Source organism: Planomonospora parontospora, from assembly GCA_014647935.1.
Classification (GTDB): Bacteria; Actinomycetota; Actinomycetes; order Streptosporangiales; family Streptosporangiaceae; genus Planomonospora; species Planomonospora parontospora.
The window spans coordinates 616,571-634,706 of record BMQD01000001.1; the positions used below are offsets into that span (position 1 = coordinate 616,571).

Consider the following 18,136-nt stretch of genomic DNA (forward strand, 5'->3'; position numbering starts at 1 on the left):
TCCCGGCCGTCAGGGGTCCGCCCGGTGGGAGGTCCTCGCCGGGGGAGACGCTCGTGCTCAAAGGGACAGCTCCGATCGCAGCCGGGGGGTGAGCCGGTCGCGCCAGTGCTGGGCGAGCACGCCCAGCGCCAGCGTCGGCACCAGGATGAACAGGCCGGGCACCAGACTTGACCACCAGTCTCCGGCGAGCAGGGACCGCTGGCCGTCGTTGATCATGTTGCCCAGCGAGGCCAGGTGCGGGGGGAGGCCGAGGCCGAGGAAGCTCAGCGCGGTCTCGTGCCAGACCGCGTGCGGGACCATCAGCACCGCGGCCAGCAGCAGGTGCGGCGCCAGGTGGGGCAGCAGGTGGCGGCGGACCACCCGGGACCGGCTCGCGCCGCCGGAGATCGCCGCCTCCACGAAGGGCCGCGAGCGCAGCGAGAGCACCTCGGAGCGGACGATCCGGGCCGCCGTCGTCCAGTGCGTGACGCCCACCGAGACGACCACCGCGACCGGGCTCGGGGCGAACAGGGCCACGATGAAGATGCCGAGCAGCAGGTGCGGCACCGAGGTGAAGCCGTCGACGAGCCGCATCAGCAGACGGTCGGGCATGCCTCCGAGGCTGCCCGCGGCCAGCCCCACGAGGCCGCCGACGACCATGCTCGCCGATGCGGCCACCAGGCCCACCAGGAAGGACACCCGCAGGCCGTAGACCGAGCGGAGCAGCACGTCCCGGCCGACCTGGTCGGTGCCCAGCGGGTGCGCCAGGGAGGGCGGCAGCCCCGCCGAGCGCAGGTCAACCAGCTGCTGGTCGAGCTGGGCCAGCGGGGGGACGAGCAGGACGGCCAGGCCTAGGGCGGCCAGGGCGGCCGCGGCGGCGCGCACCGGCCATCGGGATCCGGGCCGGGGCCGCCGGCGCTGCCGGGCCGGGGGCGACACCGAGGATGGTGAGGATGCCGAGGACGCGGGGGACTCCGGCGACACCGAGGACGCGGGGGACGCCGGATCCGGTGCCGGGGCCGACGACCGCACCGGGGGAGCCGGTGACTGCGGGGGGACGGCGGCGGTCATGTCAGCCCACTCCCAGGGTGCGCACGCGGGGATCGGCGATCGTGTAGGCGATGTCGGCGAGGAGGTTGCCGCCCACCACGGCCAGGGTGCCGAGCAGGGTGAGCGCGGCGAGCAGCGGGAAGTCCACGGCGAGGGCCGCCTGCACCGAGGCCGAGGCGACGCCCGGCCAGGAGAAGACGGTCTCCACCAGGATCGCGCCGGTGACCAGCTCCGGGATCCGCGCGCCCAGGAGGGTGAGGAAGGGCAGCAGCGCCGAGCGGAGCGCGTGCCGGACGAGCACCGTCCGCTCCCGCAGGCCGCGGGCGCGGGCGCCGGTGACGAAGTCCTCCCGCAGGACGCCGACGACCGATTCGCGGACGTACAGCACGAGCCAGGACGACTGGGAGACCGCCAGCACCGTGACGGGGAGCACCATGTGCGCGGCCAGGTCGCCGAACTCCACGGTGGCGGAGGCGGCGTCGGTCAGGCCGCCGGCCGGCAGCCAGCCCAGCCGCACCGAGAAGACCGAGATCGCCAGGAGGCCGAGCCAGAACACCGGGGCCGCCTCGTTCGCCAGCGCGCCTCCGGTGATGAGCCGGTCCAGCAGGGATCCGCGCCGCCGGGCGGCGACCGTCCCGGCGACGAGGCTCCCGGCCAGCATCAGCACGATCGCCGCCGAGGTGGCGAGCAGTGTCCACGGCAGCCGCTCGGCGATCACCTGGCCGACCGGCAGGTGCAGCGACCGCGAGTCGCCCAGGTCGCCCCGGAGGAGGTTGCCGAGCCACGTGGCGTACTGCTCCAGGACCGGCCGGTCGAGGCCCCAGTTCGCCCGGATCCGCTCGGCCACGACCGGATCGGTGACCACCGCCCGGTCCCCGAGGTACTGCCGGACCGGGTCGAAGGGGGAGGCCTTGGCCAGGGCGAACATGCCGGCCGTCACCGCCAGCAGCAGCGGTGCGGCGAACGCCGCCCGCCAGGCCACCAGGCGGGCGATCGCGCGGCCGAGCCCGTCGGACGGGCGGCGGGGCGGGCGCGTGCCGGGGGCCGCCCGCTTCACGCCGCCGCTCTCGGGGCCGGTCTCGGGGCCGGGCGGCGTGCCGGGAGCCGTGGGGCCGAGGCCCGGCCGGCCGCGGTCCGGGGCGGGGAGCGTGCCGCCGGTGTCCGGTGCGGGTCTCATGCGGCCGGCTTCCAGGTGTGGATGTCGCGGAACAGGCCGCCGGTGGCGTGCTCGTGGGCGTCCACGCCGGGCCGTACGCCCTCGTACGCGCCGCGGACGACGTAGACGTGCTTGAGGAAGACCAGGTAGGTCCAGACCTCCTCGTCATGGACGATCTTCTGGAAGTCCAGGTAGGCCTGCCGCCGGACCGCCGGGTCCCCGGACCGCCGTCCGGTCTCCAGAAGCCGGTCCACCTCGGGGTCGTCGTAGCCGCCCGGGTTGAAGAAGCCCCGGCGCGCATAAGAGCTGTGGAACAGCTCGTAGTTGACGTAGTCGGGATCGTACGGGCTGCCGTATCCCATGATCAGGGCATCGGTGGACATGCGCGGCTCGATCGCGTCCCAGTCGAGCCCGGCGAGCCGGACGTCCACCCCGATCGCCCTGGCGTCGGAGGCCACCGCCAGCGCCAGCTCCTTGCGCAGGGAGTCGCCCGCCGGATACATCAGCGTGAACGCGGCGCGGACCCCGTCCTTGACCCGGACGCCGTCCTCGCCGGGGATCCAGCCGCCCTCCTGCAGGAGCCGGCGCGCGGCCTCGGGGTCACCTGCCGGGGCACCGGTCACCGCCGGGTTGTGCCAGGTGGTGTCGGGGGAGACGGGACCGAAGGCGGGGGCGCCCGCTCCGGCGAGGACGACGTCCACCATCGCCTGGCGGTCGACGGCCAGGCCGAGCGCGCGGCGGACCGTCCGGTCGCCGGTGACCGGACGGCCGAGGGGGAACATGATGCCCCGGTAGTCGGCACTGGGCACCTTGTGCACCGTGACGCCCGGCTGCCCCTCGAACCGGGCGGCGGCCTTGGGCGGCAGGATCGCGGCGTCGAACTCCCCGGCGGACATCCGCGTCGCACGGACGTTGTCGTCCTCGGCGAAGGCCAGCACCAGCCGGGCGAGGGCGGGCGGGCCCGTCCGGTAGTCCCGGTTCGCCTCCAGCACGATCTTGTCCCCGGGCGTCCTGGAGACGAACCGGTACGGTCCCGAGCCGACGGGCCGGTCGCCGGTCAGCGGGTCTCCGGCGGGCACGATGCCCAGGGTGGCGCGCTGGGCCAGCGGGGCGTAGGGGTGGGCGAGAGTGAACACGACGGTCCGCGGGTCGGGGGCGTCCACCTTCTCGATCGCGGCGTAGTCGCCCCGGATCGGGGAGTTGTTGGCCCCGTCCAGCACGGCCTCGTAGGTGTATTCGACGTCGGCGCCGGTCACGGGCCTGCCGTCGTGGAACCTCAGTCCGTCGCGGAGGGTGAAGGAGACGGTCAGGCCGTCCGCCGAGACGGTCGGCGGGGCGGCGGCGACCGCGGGGGTGAGCGACAGGTCGGTCCCCCGGCTCATCAACCCCTCGTAGATGAGGGAACCGCCGTCGGGGGCGTAGCCCATCACCGGACTGAGGGTGTCGAACTCGGAGCCGAGGCCGATCACGAACGTGCCGTCGGAGGGCGCGGCCGGACCGGCGGAGGGGGCCGAGCAGGCGCCGGCCAGCAGGCCGGACGTCACGAACAGGGCGGCCAGGCGCCGGGCCAGCCTCATGTATCCCTCCCGGGGTCGGTGGAGCGCCCCGACAGTAGCCTTGTTGCGAATCACTTGCAACTGAGAAATAGATGCATGGGGTCGCCGCGCGTAGACTGGCCGGACGCGACGCCCGGGAGGCCCGTTTGAAGCTCAAGCTGGATCTGCACCCCATCTACAACAGGGGCGGGGAGATCGACAAAGCGCTGCGGGAGATCATCGACGAGGCCATCAGGAAGCGGGCGACCGAGGTCGAGATCATCCCCGGGAAGGGGTCGGGTCAGCTCAAGAAGAAGGTCCTGCGCTTCCTGGACCAGAAGGAGATCAAGGCCCTGTACCACCGCATCGACAAGGACGCCAAGAACCACGGCCGCCTGTTCGTCTACTTCCGGTACAAGTAGGGCAGCGACGCTCTGATCAGGTCGTGTACCCCTGCTGATCTTGCCTGCGGCGCATCGGGGCACACGGCCCGGCCGGAGAGAAGGCGTCCACGGCCCTGCGGGCGCGGTCGGCGGCGTTGGGCATCGGACGGGTGCAGGTGGCGAGGAGGACGACATGGGCGCATGGACCGGGCCTGCCGATTTCCCACTCGAGGGTCCGATGTTGGCGGTGCTGCACGGTGAGCTGGAACCGCACCCCTGGCGGGACCCATCGGCAGCCGCCGATGCGTACGGACTCTTCTACGCCAGGTCGGAGGCGTTGGGATGGCTCACACCGGCCCATGGATGCGCCCCGCAGGGCGGCTGGGCGATGAACGATGCGGGGCGGCCCGAGGACCCGAGTGCGTGGCTGCCACAGATCGCGTGGTTTCAGGTTCAGGTCACCCATCCGCTGCACCCGGAGCGCCCGCTGCCGACTCAGGCGTTCCTGAACTGCATCGATGATGTGATGGCCCGCATGGGGAGGCTGAACCTCAAGGCCGTGCAACTGCTGCTGCCCCTGCCGAATCTGGGCGACCCGGCCCGGCACTCTTCCGTCGAAGCCCTTGGAGTGCTTCTGCAGGGCGCTGGCTGGCTGACCGATGGTCCGCCGAGCAGAAGCACGCACGTCTGGGTGACCCTCGACAGCGGACAGGATCCGGCCATTATCACCGCAGCGCCCCACATGCGGGAGTACATGCAGGAATTACGGCAGGACGCCTTCCTGATGAGTTCCGCCGCCGGAACAGAACAGGACGCGCCGGTCCTGGAGCCTGCCGTCTGGGACGACGCGTGGCCTGGGCCTTCCAAGCATCGGGCCGCCTTTCACGGCGCCCTGGCGGAGTGGTCACTGGACGCCGTGGGATGGCTGGCCGGCCTCCTGTCCGAAGTCGCAGCCCGCCAGGGTGTGCACACGCCCCTGTTGTTCACCGCCGTCAAGGCCTGATACCCGGAGGGCGCACTCCGGTTGAACTCGCAGGGTCCGTGTGGGCTGCGGTGTCGTGCGGCCTTCGCGGTAGGGCGGAAGCGGTCCCGGAGGGCCCGCCGACCCGATCGTCCCGTCCGGTACTCACGCGGGGCGGCGCTGCAGGTGCTCGGCGGCCAGCAGTTCTCGTCCGCGCACGTCGGAGACGAGTTCGGGGTCGATGGTCTCGCCTCGCCGGAGCACACTGACCGCACCGGTCCGTTCTAGGATCACGACCGCGACGTCGTCGTATCGGTGGACGGCTGCGAGCCGCAGCTTCTGCCGCAGCTCGTCCTCGACGATCTGGGCCTTGCGCAGGTTGTCGTGCAGGACGGTGCCGTTGACCATGAGCAGCAGCGGAAGGGTGTTCAGCGAGTGGTCCAGCCGCCTGTTGCGGCGGATGAGCCCGAACGTCGTCTGCAGGGCGAAGAGGGTGACCATGCCGAGCAGACCGGCGGGCAGGGTGGGGGAAGGGCCCAGGGCGGTGCGGCCCATGACCGCGCCGAGCGCGATCAGGGAGGCGAAGTCGAAGCTCGACATGGCCGACAGCGCCCGCTGCCCGACGAGTTTGACGAGGACGAGGAAGGCCACGTAGACGCAGACGGTGGACACGACGACCGTGATCGCCTCTGTCCAGGTCAGCTCCAACCACATCGCTCGGCTCTCCTGCCGTCACGCTCGATCACCGTCTCCGCCGAGACGGGCGTGCTCCGCGAACCGGATGTGAATTCCCGCCGGCGGGTAACGGCAGACGCCGGATACGGGCGGGATGTCACCATGCGCCTTCCGGCCGGGAGAGGCGGGCCCGGGATGATCCGCGAGGCGGCGCCCGGCCCGTCACCTCAGCGTTTGCGGAAGGTCCGCGCCTCCTCGGCCGCGGCGAGCACGGCCTCCAGCGAGCCGCCCGCGCTCGCCGCGACGGCCGCCGCGATCGCGCCCTCCACGAACGGCACGTCGGCGACCACGATCCCGGGCCCTTCGAACAGCCGGGCGGTCAGCACCGAGCCGCCCAGGTCGGGGATGAGGAGCACCCCGTCGCCCTCGTCGGCCCGCTCGATCGCCGCCGCGACCAGGTCGGCGCTGGTGCCCAGCCCGCCGTCCTCGGTGCCCCCGGCCGGCACCGGCGGGGAACCGGCGCCGCAGATCCCCGCCGCCAGCGCCGCGACCTCGGCGGCCAGCGGCCCGCTGTGGGAGACCAGCACGATGCCTACCAACGTGCGGCCACCGTACGGAGCGCCTCCACCAGGAGCGCGGCCGAGGCGGCGCCCGGGTCCTCGTGGCCGACGCTGCGCGGCCCGAGGTAACTGGCCCGGCCCTTGCGCGCCTGCATCGGGACGGTCGCCTCCGCCCCGCCCCTCGCCGCGGCCGCCGCGGCGTCCAGCGCCTCCCGGACGTCCCGCCCCTCCCGTACGGCCTGCGCCAGCGCCCTGACCGCCGGGGCGAGCGCATCGACCATGGTCTTGTCCCCCTCCGCCGCCGACCCCAGACTCCGCACCCCGTCCACGGCGGCCTCCAACGCGCCGGCGAGAGCACCGGGGGAGACCTCGGGCTCCTCGCCCAGCGCCTTGCCCGCCTCCCGGAAGGCCGTGCCGTACAGCGGGCCGGAGGCTCCGCCGACCCTGCGGATGAGCGTGCCCCCCACCAGGACGAGCAGCGCTCCGGGAGTCGCGGGCCGGTGGTCGGCCAGGGCCTGGACGGCGGCGGTGAGGCCCCGGTCGAGGTTCGTCCCGTGGTCGCCGTCGCCGATCGCGGTGTCGAGCCGGGTGAGCCGGTCCTTCCCGGCCAGGACGGAGCGGGCGGCCTCCTCGACCCAGGCGGCGAAGAACCCCGCGTCGAGCACCGCCCCCTGCGTCCTCGGTGCCGCTGAGCCTCCCGGTGTCCCCGGCGGCTCCGGCGTCCCCGGGCTTTCCGGTGTCCCCGGTGTTCCGGGCGGTTCCGGGGCCATCAGCGCCCCCAGCGCAGGGCGGGGGTCTCGACCGGGGCGTCCCAGAGCCGGGTGAGCTCCTCGGTGAGCCGGCAGATCGTGACGGAGAAGCCCTGCATGTCCAGGCTGGTCACGTAGTTCCCGACGAGGCTGCGGGCGACCCGCGCGCCTCTGCCCGCCAACTGGTCCACGACTTCGGCGAAGGCGATGTGGAGCTCGATCAGCGGGGTCGCGCCCATGCCGTTCAACAGGACGAGGACGTCACCGGAGACCGGCATGTCCGCGCAGATCGCGTCCAGCGCGACGGAGACCAGGCCCCGGGCGTCGCGTACGGCCTCGCGGGAGCGGCCGGGCTCGCCGTGGATGCCGACGCCGAACTCGGCCTCGGTCTCGCCCAGGTCGAAGGAGGGTCCGCCCGCCGCGGGTACGGTGCAGGCGCTCAGCGCGACGCCGAAGGAGCGGCTCCGCCCGACGACCTCGCGGGCGACCCGGGTCACCTCGGCGAGCGGGGCACCGGTCTCGGCCAGCGCTCCGGCGACCTTCTCCACGAAGAGCGTCGCCCCGGTGCCCCGGCGGCCCGCCGTGTGCAGCGAGTCGCGCACCGCCACGTCGTCGTCCACGAGCACGCTCGCCACCTCCACGCCCTCCTCGGCGCAGAGCTCGGCGGCCATCCGGAAGTTGAGCACGTCCCCGGTGTAGTTCTTCACCACGTGCAGCACCCCGGCGCCGCCGTCCACGGCGGTGCTGGCCTGGACCACCTGGTCGGGGACCGGGGAGGTGAAGACCTCGCCGGGGCAGGCCGCGTCGAGCATGCCGTACCCGACGAAGCCGCCGTGCAGCGGCTCATGTCCGGAGCCTCCGCCGGAGACCAGCCCGACCTTGCCGGGGCGCGGTCCCGAGGCGCGCAGGACGATCCGGTTCTCCAGGTCAACCCGGAGTCGCGGATGCGCGGCGGCGAGCCCGCGCAGCGCGTCCGGGACGACCGTTCCGGGGTCGTTGATGAGCTTCTTCACATTCAGAACATCTCCCCTCCGCGGGGCGGGGGCAAGCGTGATCGGCCGGTCGCGCCCGCCACCGGGTCATGGACGTCGTCCGTGCACCGGTGGCGGCCCGGTGGCGGCCGTGTGGTTGGGTGGCGGATGTGATCGTCGGGGAGGTGCTCGGGCTGGCCGGGGTGGGGGTGGTGGCCGGCGTGGTCAGCACGGTGGTGAGCCTGGCGTCCGTGATCTCCTATCCGGCGCTGCTGGCGTTCGGCCTGTCCCCGCTGAGCGCGAACGTCACCAACACCGTGGCGCTCGTCTTCACCGGCCTGGGGGCGGCGGCCGGGTCGCGGCCCGAGCTCGCGGGCCAGGGCGGACGGGTGCTGCGCCTGGGGTGGGTCACCGCGCTGGGCGGGGCGGCGGGCGCCGCGCTGCTGCTGACGACCCCGCCCCGGGCCTTCGAGGCGGTCGCGCCCTGGCTCATCGCGGGCGCCTCCCTTCTGCTGCTCCGCCCGCCGCGGGCAGGCGGGCCGCGTGAGCGGGGCGGATCGGACGGACCGGGCACGCCTGCCGGATCGGGCGGGGGCGGCACGGGGAGCGGAGGACAGGGCGGGGGCGGCGCATCCGGCGAGGGCGGTGGACCCGGCGGACCCGGCGGGAACGCGGTGGCGGAGCACGGCCGGGCCGCGCGGGTGGCGCTGTTCGCGGTCGCGGTCTACGTCGGCTACTTCGGGGCGGCCGGGGGAATCCTCATGTTCGCGGTGCTCAGCACCGTGCTCCACCAGTCCGCGGTCAAGGTCAACGCCGTCAAGAACGTGGTCTCCGCACTCGCCAACGCGGTGGCCGCCCTCGGGTTCGCGCTCTTCGGGCCGGTCCAGTGGGCGGCCGCCGTACCGCTCGCCGCGGGCTTCCTGGCCGGCGGCTGGATCGGCCCGGCGGTCGCCCGGCGGCTGCCCGGGCAGTCGCTCCGGTTCGTCGCCGCCGCCTGCGGCCTGGTCGTCGCGGTCAAGCTCGGTGTGGAGACCTACCGGGTCTGAGTCCCCGGAACGGATGTCGGGCTCCGATCCGCACCGAATGGACATTTTCCCGCATTTCTGCTCATTGTGAATTATTAACGTTTTCAGGTGTCTCTTCGGAAATTCTTCGTGAAAAAGAAGGAGGCCCTGGATCCATCGACCCGGCTTCTTGACGGGACGGATCGCCTACGAGGTGATATCGACCTCGTATGGTTTTATATGCGCGGCGATCTGCACTTTCTGTAAAAACCGCGATTTTTAAAATGGGTATTTGCATTCTCGTTGTCATGGCGTAACTTCCTCTTTGTAATCCTGTCCGTCATCGAAGGGCCATCTATGACGACGGAGATCGCGGAGACGCCGATCTCGAAAGCCATCGATCAGGTGCGGCGGAAGGTGGACGCCAGGCTGATCCGGTTCCTGGATGCGCATCTCTCCCCGGTGGACGACCCGGATGTGATCGAGGGATACCGGCAGCTGCGCGAGTTCGTGGTCGCGGGCGGAAAGCGGATCCGGCCCATCCTGTGCTACTGGGGATGGCACGGGGCCGGAGGCGGGGACCAGGACGCGCCCGTGATCGACGCGGGTGCGGCGCTGGAACTCTGCCACGCCGGCCTGCTCGTCCACGACGACGTCATGGACGGCAGCGACACGCGCCGGGGCCGCCCGGCGCTGCACCGCAGCCTCGCCGGCTCCGCCCGGCCGCCCGGTGCCCAGGCGTTCGGCGGCTCCGCGGCGATCCTGCTGGGCGTGCTCGCCCAGGCCTGGGCGGACGAGCTGCTGACCGGCGTCGAGGTGGGCCAGGCCCGCACGCACGCGGCCCGGATGCTGTTCAGCCGGATGCGCCTGGAAGTGATCTCCGGACAGTACCTCGACATCCTGGCGGGCATGGGCGAGGAGGCGAACGTCGAGAAGGCCCTGCGGGTGGTGCACTACAAGACCGCCAAGTACACCGTCGAGCGCCCGCTGCAGATCGGCGGGGTGCTCGCCGGAGCCGACCCTCCCCTGCTGGAGGCCTACTCCCGGTTCGGGCTGCCGCTGGGAGAGGCGTTCCAGCTGCGCGACGACATCCTGGGGGTCTTCGGCGACACCGCGGTGACCGGCAAGCCGGTCATCGACGACCTGCGGGAGGGGAAGCGGACCGTGCTGATCGCGCACGCGTTCGCCCGCGCCCGGGGTCCGCAGCGCGACCGGCTCCGCACCTGGTACGGAGCACCCGGGCTGGACGAGCGGAGCGCGGACGCGCTCCGCGAGATCATCGTGGACACCGGGGCGCTCGCCCACGTCGAATCACTGATCGCCCAGCGTGCCGACCAGGCGCTCGGCGTGCTGCGGGACGGTGTGATCCCCGCACCGACCTGCGAGGCGCTGGCGCTGCTGGTCGACCGCCTGGCCCACCGGGTCGTGTAGAGGGCGGCACGGGACGCCGCGCCCCGTGCCGCTGCGCCGGCGGCCCCGGCCCGCCGGATCTCCCGCCGGCACGCCCGGCTTTCCCTCCGATCCGTCCGTCCGGCTTTCCTCCTGCCCGCCGTACCTCTCCGCCCGCTGAGCCCCGCTCACCGGAGCGGGACCGATTCCCCCGGCAACCGGCCACCGGCCGAACACAGATGGGTGACGTGCGCCATGACCGAACCTGTGATCTCCACCGACTCCCGCGGCGACGCCGGCGAGCCCCACGAGAACCGCCTCAGCCTGGGCACCCGGGCCGCGCGCAACCTGGCCACGACGACCAAGACCCCGCCGCAGATGCAGGCGATCACCTCGCGGCACCTGCTGCGCCTGCTGCCGTGGGTGGAGGCCGTCGGCGGCGCCTACCGGGTCAACCGGCGGCTGACCTACCAGATCGCCGACGGCCGGGTGACCTTCGTCTCCACCGGCGCCCAGGTCAGGGTCATCGCCGCCGAGCTGTGCGAGCTCCCCGCACTGCGCGGGTACGGCGACGCCGACGTGCTGGCGAGCCTCGCGGACCTGTTCGTCCAGCGGGAGTACGACCCCGGCCAGGTGATCGCGGAGGCGGGCACCCCGGTGGACGAGGTCTTCCTGCTGGCCCACGGAAAGGTCGGCAAGCTGGGCGAGGGGCCCTACGGCGGCGAGGCGCTGCTGGGCGTGCTCGCCGACGGCGACTACTTCGGGGAGCAGGCGCTGGTGAGCGCGGACGCGACCTGGGAGCACACGGTCAGGGCGACCACCGCCTGCACGGTGCTCGCCCTGCCCCGGGAGGCCTACGAACGGCTCGCCGCGCGCTCGGAGAGCCTGCACGCGCACGTCCAGCGCTCCCAGGAGGACCCCGACCGGCCGCGGAACGCCTACGGGGAGGCGGAGATCGCGCTGACGGCGGGCCACCGGGGCGAGCCGGTGCTGCCGGGCACGTTCGTCGACTACGAGCTCGCCCCGCGCGAGTACGAGCTGAGTGTGGCGCAGACGGTGCTGCGGGTGCACACCCGGGTGGCCGACCTGTACAACGAGCCGATGAACCAGACCGAGCAGCAGTTGCGGCTGACGATCGAGGCGCTGCGGGAGCGGCAGGAGCACGAGCTGGTCAACAACCGCGAGTTCGGGCTGCTGCACAACGCCGACCTCAAGCAGCGCATCCACACCCGCTCCGGGCCGCCCACCCCCGACGACCTCGACGACCTGCTCGCCACCGTCTGGAAGAACCCGGCCGTCCTGTTCGCCCACCCCAAGGCGATCGCCGCGTTCGCCCGCCAGTGCAACAGCCGGGGCATCAACCCGCAGAGCGTGGACATCGGCGGGCAGAAGGCGCCCGCGTGGCGGGGCGTGCCGATGCTGCCCTGCAACAAGATCCCGATCAGTGACGGCGGCCTGACCTCGATCATGGTGATGCGCCTGGGCGAGAAGGACCAGGGCGTCGTGGGGCTGCGCCGTACCGGGCTGGTGGACGAGTACGAACCGGGGCTGTCGGTGCGGTTCATGGGCATCGACGAGCACGCGATCATCTCCTACCTGGTGACCGCCTACTACTCGGCGGCCGTGCTGGTGCCCGACGCCCTCGGCATCCTGGAGAGCGTCGAGGTGGCCTGATGCCCTCCTACGAACTGCCGGACTTCTACCTGCCTCATCCCCCCAGGCTCAACCCGCACCTGGAGACCGCCCGCGCGCACACCCGCGCCTGGGCGGCGGACATGGGCATGCTCGACGACCCGGACATCTGGGACGCGCCGCGGCTGGAGGCCATGGACTACGGGCTGATGTGCGCCTACACCCATCCCGACTGCCCGGCCGCCGAGCTGGACCTGATCACCGACTGGTACGTCTGGGTCTTCTACTTCGACGACCACTTCCTGGAGACCTTCAAGAGGAGCAGGGACCTCAAGGGCGCGCAGGCCTATCTCGACCGGCTCGACGCCTTCATGGCCGACGATCCGCCCGAACCGGCCAACCCGGTCGAGCGCGGCCTGGCCGACCTGTGGCCGCGCACCGTGCCCGCCATGTCGCCGTCCTGGCGGCGGCGGTTCGTCCGGGTCACCCGCGACCTGACCCAGGAGTCGATGTGGGAGCTGTTCCACATCGAGCGCGACGCCGTCTCCAACCCGATCGAGTACATCGAGGAGCGCCGCAAGGTCGGCGGCGCCCCGTGGTCGGCCGCCCTCGTCGAGCACGCGGCGGGGGCCGAGCTGCCTGCCCGGCTCGCCGCGAGCAGGCCGGTCCGGGTGCTGACCGAGTCGTTCGCCGACGCCGTGCACCTGCGCAACGACCTGTTCTCCTACGAGCGCGAGGTCCGGCAGGAGGGCGAGCTGTCCAACTGCGTCCTGGTCTGCGAGCGCTTCTTCGGCTGCGACACCCGGCAGGCCGTGCAGATCACCAACGACCTGCTCACCTCGCGGCTGCACCAGTTCGAGCACACCGCGCTGACCGAGCTCCCGCAGCTCTTCACCGACGAGGGCGTCCCACCCGAGGAGCAGGGACGCGTCCTGCGCTACGTCGGAGGGCTGCAGGACTGGCAGGCCGGCGGACACGCCTGGCACACCGCCTCCAGCCGCTACACCAGGGCCGTCCGTCCGTCCGGGCCCCTCGGCATGAACGTCTCGCGCGCCCACCTGACCGGTCCCGGCGGGCTGCGCAACCACACCCGCGCCCCCTTCACCGAGGTCTCGGTACGGCTGCCGCAGCCGTACATGCCATTCCAGGTGCGGGACAACCCACACCTGGAGACGGCCCGGACCGCCGACGTGGCCTGGTGCGCCGAGATGGGGTTCTTCGACGCCCTCCCCGGCATCCCGGAGACGGCGGTCTGGAGCGAGAGCGAGCTCGTCGGGTTCGACCTCGCCCTGTGCGCCTCGGGCATCGACCCCGACGCCTCGGCGGACGGGCTCGTCCTGGCGACCAATTGGCTGGCCTGGGGCACCTACGGCGACGACTACTACCCCCGGGTCTTCGGCGCGGCCCGGGACCTGACCGGCGCGAAGCTCGCCAACCGGCGGCTGCGGCGGTTCATGCCGGTCGACCTGTCCCCGGCCCCGGCCCCGGCCAACCCGGTCGAGCGCGGCCTGGCAGATCTGTGGCCGCGCACCGCCGGGCCGATGCCGGCGGAGTCGCGGCGCGCCTTCCGCACCGCGGTCGAGGACATGCTCGACAGCTGGATCTGGGAGCTGGCGGGCCACGCCCAGAACCGCGTCCCCGACCCGATCGACTACCTCGAGATGCGCCGCAGGACCTTCGGCTCCGACATGACGATGAGCCTGGCCCGGCTCGCCCCCGGACGGCACATCCCCGCCGGGCTGTACCGGACCCGCGAGTTCCTCGGCATGGCCGACGCCGCCCAGGACTACGCCTGCCTGGTCAACGACCTGTTCTCCTACCGAAAGGAGATCCAGTTCGAAGGCGAGCTGCACAACGCCGTCCTGGTCGTGCAGACCTTCTTCGACTGCGACCCGCAGCAGGGCGTCGCGATCGTCGACGCCCTGCTGACCTCCCGGATGAAGCAGTTCGAGCACATCACCGCCGTCGACCTGCCCGCCCTGCTGGAGCGGGTCGAGGCCGGCGACACGCTCCGCGAGTCGGTCGCCGGCTACGTGACCGAGCTGCAGGACTGGATGGCCGCCATCGTGCGCTGGCACCAGCGCACCCGGCGCTACCCGGGCCGCGCGCCGGCCCGTTCCGCGCCGGTCCGCTGGACCCAGGGCCCCACCGGCCTCGGCACCGCCACGGCCCGGCTCGCCCCGCCGGGACCGGCCGCGGAGGTCCGCGTCCCGGCCGGACCGGTGGGCATCCGGTGAGCGCGGGAGGCGGAGAGACCACGGTGAGCACGGAGACCGCGGGGATCGCCCGGGCCGCTCCCGCGGCGGAGGCCTGCCGGCTGAGCCTGGGCACCGCCGCCGCCCGCAGGCTGGCGACGACGGCCAAGACCGTGCCGCAGACGCAGGCGTCGACGCCCCGCCACCTCCTGCGGGTGCTGCCCTGGACGGAGGTGGACGGCGTCTACCGGGTGAACCGGCGGGCCGTCCTCGCCCCCGGTGACGGAGGCCGGTCCGGGGACGCCCGCGACCGGTCCGCGAAGCCGCGGAACGCCTACGGGGAGGCGAAGATCGCGCTGACGGCGGGCCACCGGGGCGAGCCGGTGCTGCCGGGCACGTTCGTCGACTACGAGCTCGCCCCGCGCGAGTACGAGCTGAGCGTGGCGCAGACGGTGCTGCGGGTGCACACCCGGGTGGCCGATCTGTACAACGAGCCGATGAACCAGACCGAGCAGCAGCTGCGGCTGACGATCGAGGCGCTGCGGGAGCGGCAGGAGCACGAGCTGGTCAACAACCGCGAGTTCGGGCTGCTGCACAACGCCGACCTCAAGCAGCGCCTCCGTCCCCGCTCCGGGCCGCCCACCCCCGACGACCTCGACGACCTGCTGTGCCGGCGCCGCAGCTCCCACTGCTTCCTGGCCCATCCCCGGGCCATCGCGGCCTTCGGCCGGCAGTGCAACCGGCGGAGCCTGTACCCGGCCACCGCCGAGGTAGACGGGGCCAGGGCCATGGCCTGGAGGGGGGTGCCGATTCTGCCCTGCGACAAGATCCCGATCAGTGACGGCGGCCTGACCTCGATCATGGTGATGCGCCTGGGCGAGAAGGACCAGGGCGTCGTGGGGCTGCGCCGTACCGGGCTGGCGGGGGAGCGCGAGCCCGGGCTGTCGGTGCGGTTCATGGGCATCGACGAGCACGCGATCATCTCCTACCTGGTGACCGCCTACTACTCGGTGGCCGTGCTGGTGCCCGACGCCCTCGGGGTCCTGGAGGGCGTCGAAGTGTATTCATGAGATCTGCCGCCCCTGCCGCTTTCCCGCCTTGCCACCTTCCTTCCTTGCCGTCCTGCTGTGCCTGCCGCCCCGCTGTTCCGCCGCCTTGCCGCCCCTGCCGCCCTGCCGCCCTGCCGCCCCGCCCCGCCGCGCCGAGCCGGGGCGGCAGGGCGCGCGGCCCCGTGCGACGCCGACCCGGTGGCGTTCCCGCCCCACCTCACCCACCGTAAACGCGATCACCGCTATGGTCACACAAAGTAATCAGCAAGGCTTGGGTGACGATGCGGGCGGGGGCGCTCCGCCGCGAAGGAGGACGGGGTGCTGCACCACCCTCTGGAGACCGTGGTGGAGCCGCCCGCGGGCCGGCCCGCGGACCCGGCGGGGCCGCCTCCGGGGTTCCTCGTCCGGCGCCGCCGCCTGGTCCTGTGGCTGGCCGCCCTCGGCCTCGCCGTGGCAGCGCTGGCCGGTCACGGCGTACACGACCGGCTGACCTTCGGCGGAGCCACGGTCCCCGGCGCCGAATCCGCGCGTGCCGCGGAACTGCTGGAGAGGGGATTCGCCGGAGGCGACCCGCATCTCGTGGTGATCGCCCGCGGCGCGCAGCCGGTGGACGACGCGCGGATGGCGCGGGCGGGGTCGGACGTGGCGGCGCGGCTCGCCCGCGACCCCGGTGTCGCGCGCGTCACCTCCTACTGGGAGGCGCGCTCGCCCGGCCTCCGCAGCCGTGACGGGCGGGCCGCGCTCATCGTGGCCCGTCTGCACGGCGACGACATGCGCCAGGCGGCCACCGCCGCCCGCCTGGCACCGGGCCTGACCGGCGCGCACGGGCCGCTGACCCTCTCCGTGACGGGGGAGGCCCAGGTCAAGGCCGAGGCCCGGAGCCGCAGCGAACGCGATCTGCGCAGGGCCGAGCTCATCACCGTCCCGCTGACCGTCGTCATCCTCCTGCTGGTGTTCGGCAGCCTCACCGCCGCGGTGCTGCCGGTCCTCGTCGGCGTGTTCGCGGTGACCGGGACCATGGCGGTGCTGCGCCTGCTCACCGAGGTGACCGAGGTCTCCGCCTTCGCGATGAGCATCGCCAGCGCCCTGGGGTTCGCGCTGGCGGTGGACTTCAGCCTGTTCATCGTCACCCGGTTCCGGGAGGAGCTGGCGGGCGGCCGCGACGTGGCCTCCGCGATCCGCGTGACCCTGCGCACCACCGGCCGGGCCATGGCCTTCTCCTCGTTGACGGTCTCGTCCTGCCTGGCCGCGCTGCTGCTCTTCCCGTTCACCATGTTCCGCTCGGTCGCCTACGGCGGCATCGCGGTGACGCTGCTGGCCGCCGTCGGGAGCCTGGTGGTGCTGCCGGCGGTGCTGGCCGTGCTCGGAAGACGCATCGACGGCCTGGCCGTCCCCAGGCCGTGGCGGGCCACGCGCGGCCGGGCGGCGCCGGGGGCCGGGCCGGAGGGGCGGTGGTTCCGGCTGGCCGAGGCGGTGATGCGCCGGCCCCTGGCCGTCGCGGTGCCCACCGTCGTGCTGCTGGTCGCCGTCGCGTCACCTTTCCTCGGCGCCCGTTTCGGCGTCTTCGACGACCGGCTGCTGCCGCCCGAGGCCCCCGCCGCGCGGGCGTCGGAGGACCTGCGCCGCGATTTCGACGCCCGTGACGGCATCTCGGCGACCACGGTGGTGCTGCCCGGGCTGAAGGCGGTGGGCGGCGGTGCGGCGGCGCCCGGCCGTACACCTCCGGGGGACGCCCGCGCCCGGCCGGAGGTCCGTGCTTGGTTGGAGGCCCGTGCTCGGCCGGAGGCCCGCGCCCGGCCGGAGGCCCGTGCCCGGGCGGAGGTTCGTGCCCGGCCGGAGGCCCGTGCCCGGGCGGAGGTTCGTGCCCGGGCGGACGTCCGTACCCGGCCCGAGGCCCGCGTTCGGCTGGAGGCCCGCGTCCAGTCGGATGCCCGTGCCGGGCTGGACGCCTACGCCCGGCGCGTGTCGGCGCTGGCGGGCGTGGCACGGGTGAGCACCGCCACCGGCTCCTACCGCGACGGCGGGCTCACCGGTCCGCCCCCGGGTCCGCCGCAGCGCTTCACCTCGCCCGCCGGGACGTGGCTGGCGGTCGCCACCGACCACGAGCCCTACTCCGTGGAGAACAGCGAGCTCGCCCGTGCGGTGCGATCTGTCCCGGCTCCCGGCCCGGCGGTGGTGGGCGGGCCCGGGGCGCAGCTGGCGGACATCCGCCAGGCCGTCGGCGACGCCCTGCCGCAGGGACTGGCCCTGGTCGTGCTGGCGACCTTCGTGCTGATCGCGGCGATGACCCGCAGCGTGGTCCTGGCGGTCAAGGCCCTGGTGATGAACGCGCTCAGCCTGGGGGCGACGTTCGGCGTGCTGGTCCACGTCTTCCAGGAGGGCCACCTGCGCGAGCTGGTCGGCGGCTTCTCGGTGACGGGCACGCTCGACGTCCTGGTCCCGGCGCTCATGTTCTGCATCGCCTTCGGGCTGTCCATGGACTACGAGATCTTCCTGCTCTCCAGGATCACCGAGGAGTACCGGCGCACGGGGGACACCCGTGCGGCGGTGGCGGCGGGGATGGAGCACACCGGCCGCCTGTTCACCTCCGCCGCCGTGATCTTCGCCGTGGTGATGGCCTCGCTGGCGACCTCCGGTCTCGTCCTGCTCAAGATGGTCGGGGTGGGGCTGGCGCTGGCCGTACTGCTGGACTGCACGCTGATCCGCGCGCTGCTGGTGCCTGCCGTCATGTGCCTGGCGGGCCGGGCGAACTGGTGGTCGCCCCTGCGCGCGGGCCCAGTACGGCGCCGCGCCGCGACGAGCGGATCTACACCGTAAAGGAGTGGGCAGGCCCATCGCCTGAGGTACG

At 73.2% G+C, this 18,136-nt stretch carries 15 protein-coding genes; 8 read left to right on the top strand and 7 right to left on the bottom strand.

The features are described from left to right. Positions 1-57: 57 nt before the first annotated feature. The 3 genes from IEZ07_RS02800 to IEZ07_RS02810 form a co-directional block, all read right to left on the bottom strand. Entirely contained in the window at positions 58-864 is an 807-nt protein-coding gene (locus IEZ07_RS02800; protein ID WP_239319347.1) for an ABC transporter permease, read from the bottom strand. A 187-nt stretch (positions 865-1,051) separates the two neighbouring features. Then, positions 1,052-2,206, bottom strand: a complete 1,155-nt coding sequence (locus IEZ07_RS02805) for an ABC transporter permease (RefSeq protein ID WP_191893295.1) — start codon at positions 2,204-2,206, stop codon at positions 1,052-1,054. Next, entirely contained in the window at positions 2,203-3,762 is a 1,560-nt protein-coding gene (locus IEZ07_RS02810) for an ABC transporter substrate-binding protein (protein ID WP_191893296.1), read from the bottom strand. The genes IEZ07_RS02805 and IEZ07_RS02810 overlap by 4 nt, the downstream gene beginning before the upstream one ends. 125 nt (positions 3,763-3,887) lie before the next feature. Between IEZ07_RS02810 and IEZ07_RS02815 the strand changes: the two genes are divergently transcribed. Beyond that, positions 3,888-4,142, top strand: coding sequence for a Smr/MutS family protein (locus tag IEZ07_RS02815; protein WP_191893297.1), 255 nt, complete (start codon positions 3,888-3,890; stop codon positions 4,140-4,142). A gap of 154 nt (positions 4,143-4,296) precedes the next feature. Continuing rightward, complete coding sequence (locus IEZ07_RS02820; RefSeq protein ID WP_191893298.1) at positions 4,297-5,106, top strand: hypothetical protein; 810 nt, start codon at positions 4,297-4,299, stop codon at positions 5,104-5,106. Between the two features lie 123 nt (positions 5,107-5,229). On the opposite strand, the gene IEZ07_RS02825 is transcribed toward IEZ07_RS02820, so the two are convergent. The 4 genes from IEZ07_RS02825 to dhaK form a co-directional block, all read right to left on the bottom strand. Next, positions 5,230-5,778, bottom strand: a complete 549-nt coding sequence (locus IEZ07_RS02825; RefSeq protein ID WP_191893299.1) for a DUF421 domain-containing protein — start codon at positions 5,776-5,778, stop codon at positions 5,230-5,232. Positions 5,779-5,966: 188 nt separating this feature from the next. Further along, positions 5,967-6,338 (bottom strand): PTS-dependent dihydroxyacetone kinase phosphotransferase subunit DhaM, encoded by a 372-nt coding sequence (locus IEZ07_RS02830; RefSeq protein ID WP_068894055.1) that lies wholly within the window; start codon positions 6,336-6,338, stop codon positions 5,967-5,969. Beyond that, complete coding sequence (gene dhaL / locus IEZ07_RS02835) at positions 6,332-6,964, bottom strand: dihydroxyacetone kinase subunit DhaL (protein ID WP_239319365.1); 633 nt, start codon at positions 6,962-6,964, stop codon at positions 6,332-6,334. The genes IEZ07_RS02830 and dhaL overlap by 7 nt, the downstream gene beginning before the upstream one ends. A gap of 104 nt (positions 6,965-7,068) precedes the next feature. Then, positions 7,069-8,061 carry a dihydroxyacetone kinase subunit DhaK gene (gene dhaK, locus IEZ07_RS02840; protein ID WP_191893301.1) on the bottom strand — a complete coding sequence of 331 codons (993 nt, stop codon included), beginning with the start codon at positions 8,059-8,061 and terminating at the stop codon, positions 7,069-7,071. Positions 8,062-8,129: 68 nt separating this feature from the next. Here dhaK and IEZ07_RS02845 point away from each other — a divergent pair, with 68 nt between their 5' ends. From IEZ07_RS02845 to IEZ07_RS02870, 6 genes are all read left to right on the top strand, one after another. Next, a complete protein-coding gene (locus IEZ07_RS02845; RefSeq protein ID WP_191893302.1) occupies positions 8,130-9,065 on the top strand; it encodes a sulfite exporter TauE/SafE family protein in 936 nt (311 codons plus the stop codon). Between the two features lie 315 nt (positions 9,066-9,380). Further along, the gene (locus IEZ07_RS02850) at positions 9,381-10,454 is read left to right on the top strand and encodes a polyprenyl synthetase family protein (protein WP_068894052.1); all 1,074 of its coding nucleotides are present in this window, start codon (positions 9,381-9,383) and stop codon (positions 10,452-10,454) included. A 213-nt stretch (positions 10,455-10,667) separates the two neighbouring features. After that, positions 10,668-12,086 carry a family 2B encapsulin nanocompartment shell protein gene (locus tag IEZ07_RS02855; RefSeq protein ID WP_191893303.1) on the top strand — a complete coding sequence of 473 codons (1,419 nt, stop codon included), beginning with the start codon at positions 10,668-10,670 and terminating at the stop codon, positions 12,084-12,086. Further along, positions 12,086-14,281 (top strand): terpene synthase family protein, encoded by a 2,196-nt coding sequence (locus IEZ07_RS02860; protein ID WP_191893304.1) that lies wholly within the window; start codon positions 12,086-12,088, stop codon positions 14,279-14,281. The genes IEZ07_RS02855 and IEZ07_RS02860 overlap by 1 nt, the downstream gene beginning before the upstream one ends. A gap of 23 nt (positions 14,282-14,304) precedes the next feature. Then, positions 14,305-15,309 carry a family 2B encapsulin nanocompartment shell protein gene (locus tag IEZ07_RS02865; RefSeq protein WP_301549299.1) on the top strand — a complete coding sequence of 335 codons (1,005 nt, stop codon included), beginning with the start codon at positions 14,305-14,307 and terminating at the stop codon, positions 15,307-15,309. A gap of 297 nt (positions 15,310-15,606) precedes the next feature. Continuing rightward, the gene (locus tag IEZ07_RS02870) at positions 15,607-18,105 is read left to right on the top strand and encodes an MMPL family transporter (protein ID WP_191893305.1); all 2,499 of its coding nucleotides are present in this window, start codon (positions 15,607-15,609) and stop codon (positions 18,103-18,105) included. Positions 18,106-18,136 lie beyond the last annotated feature (31 nt).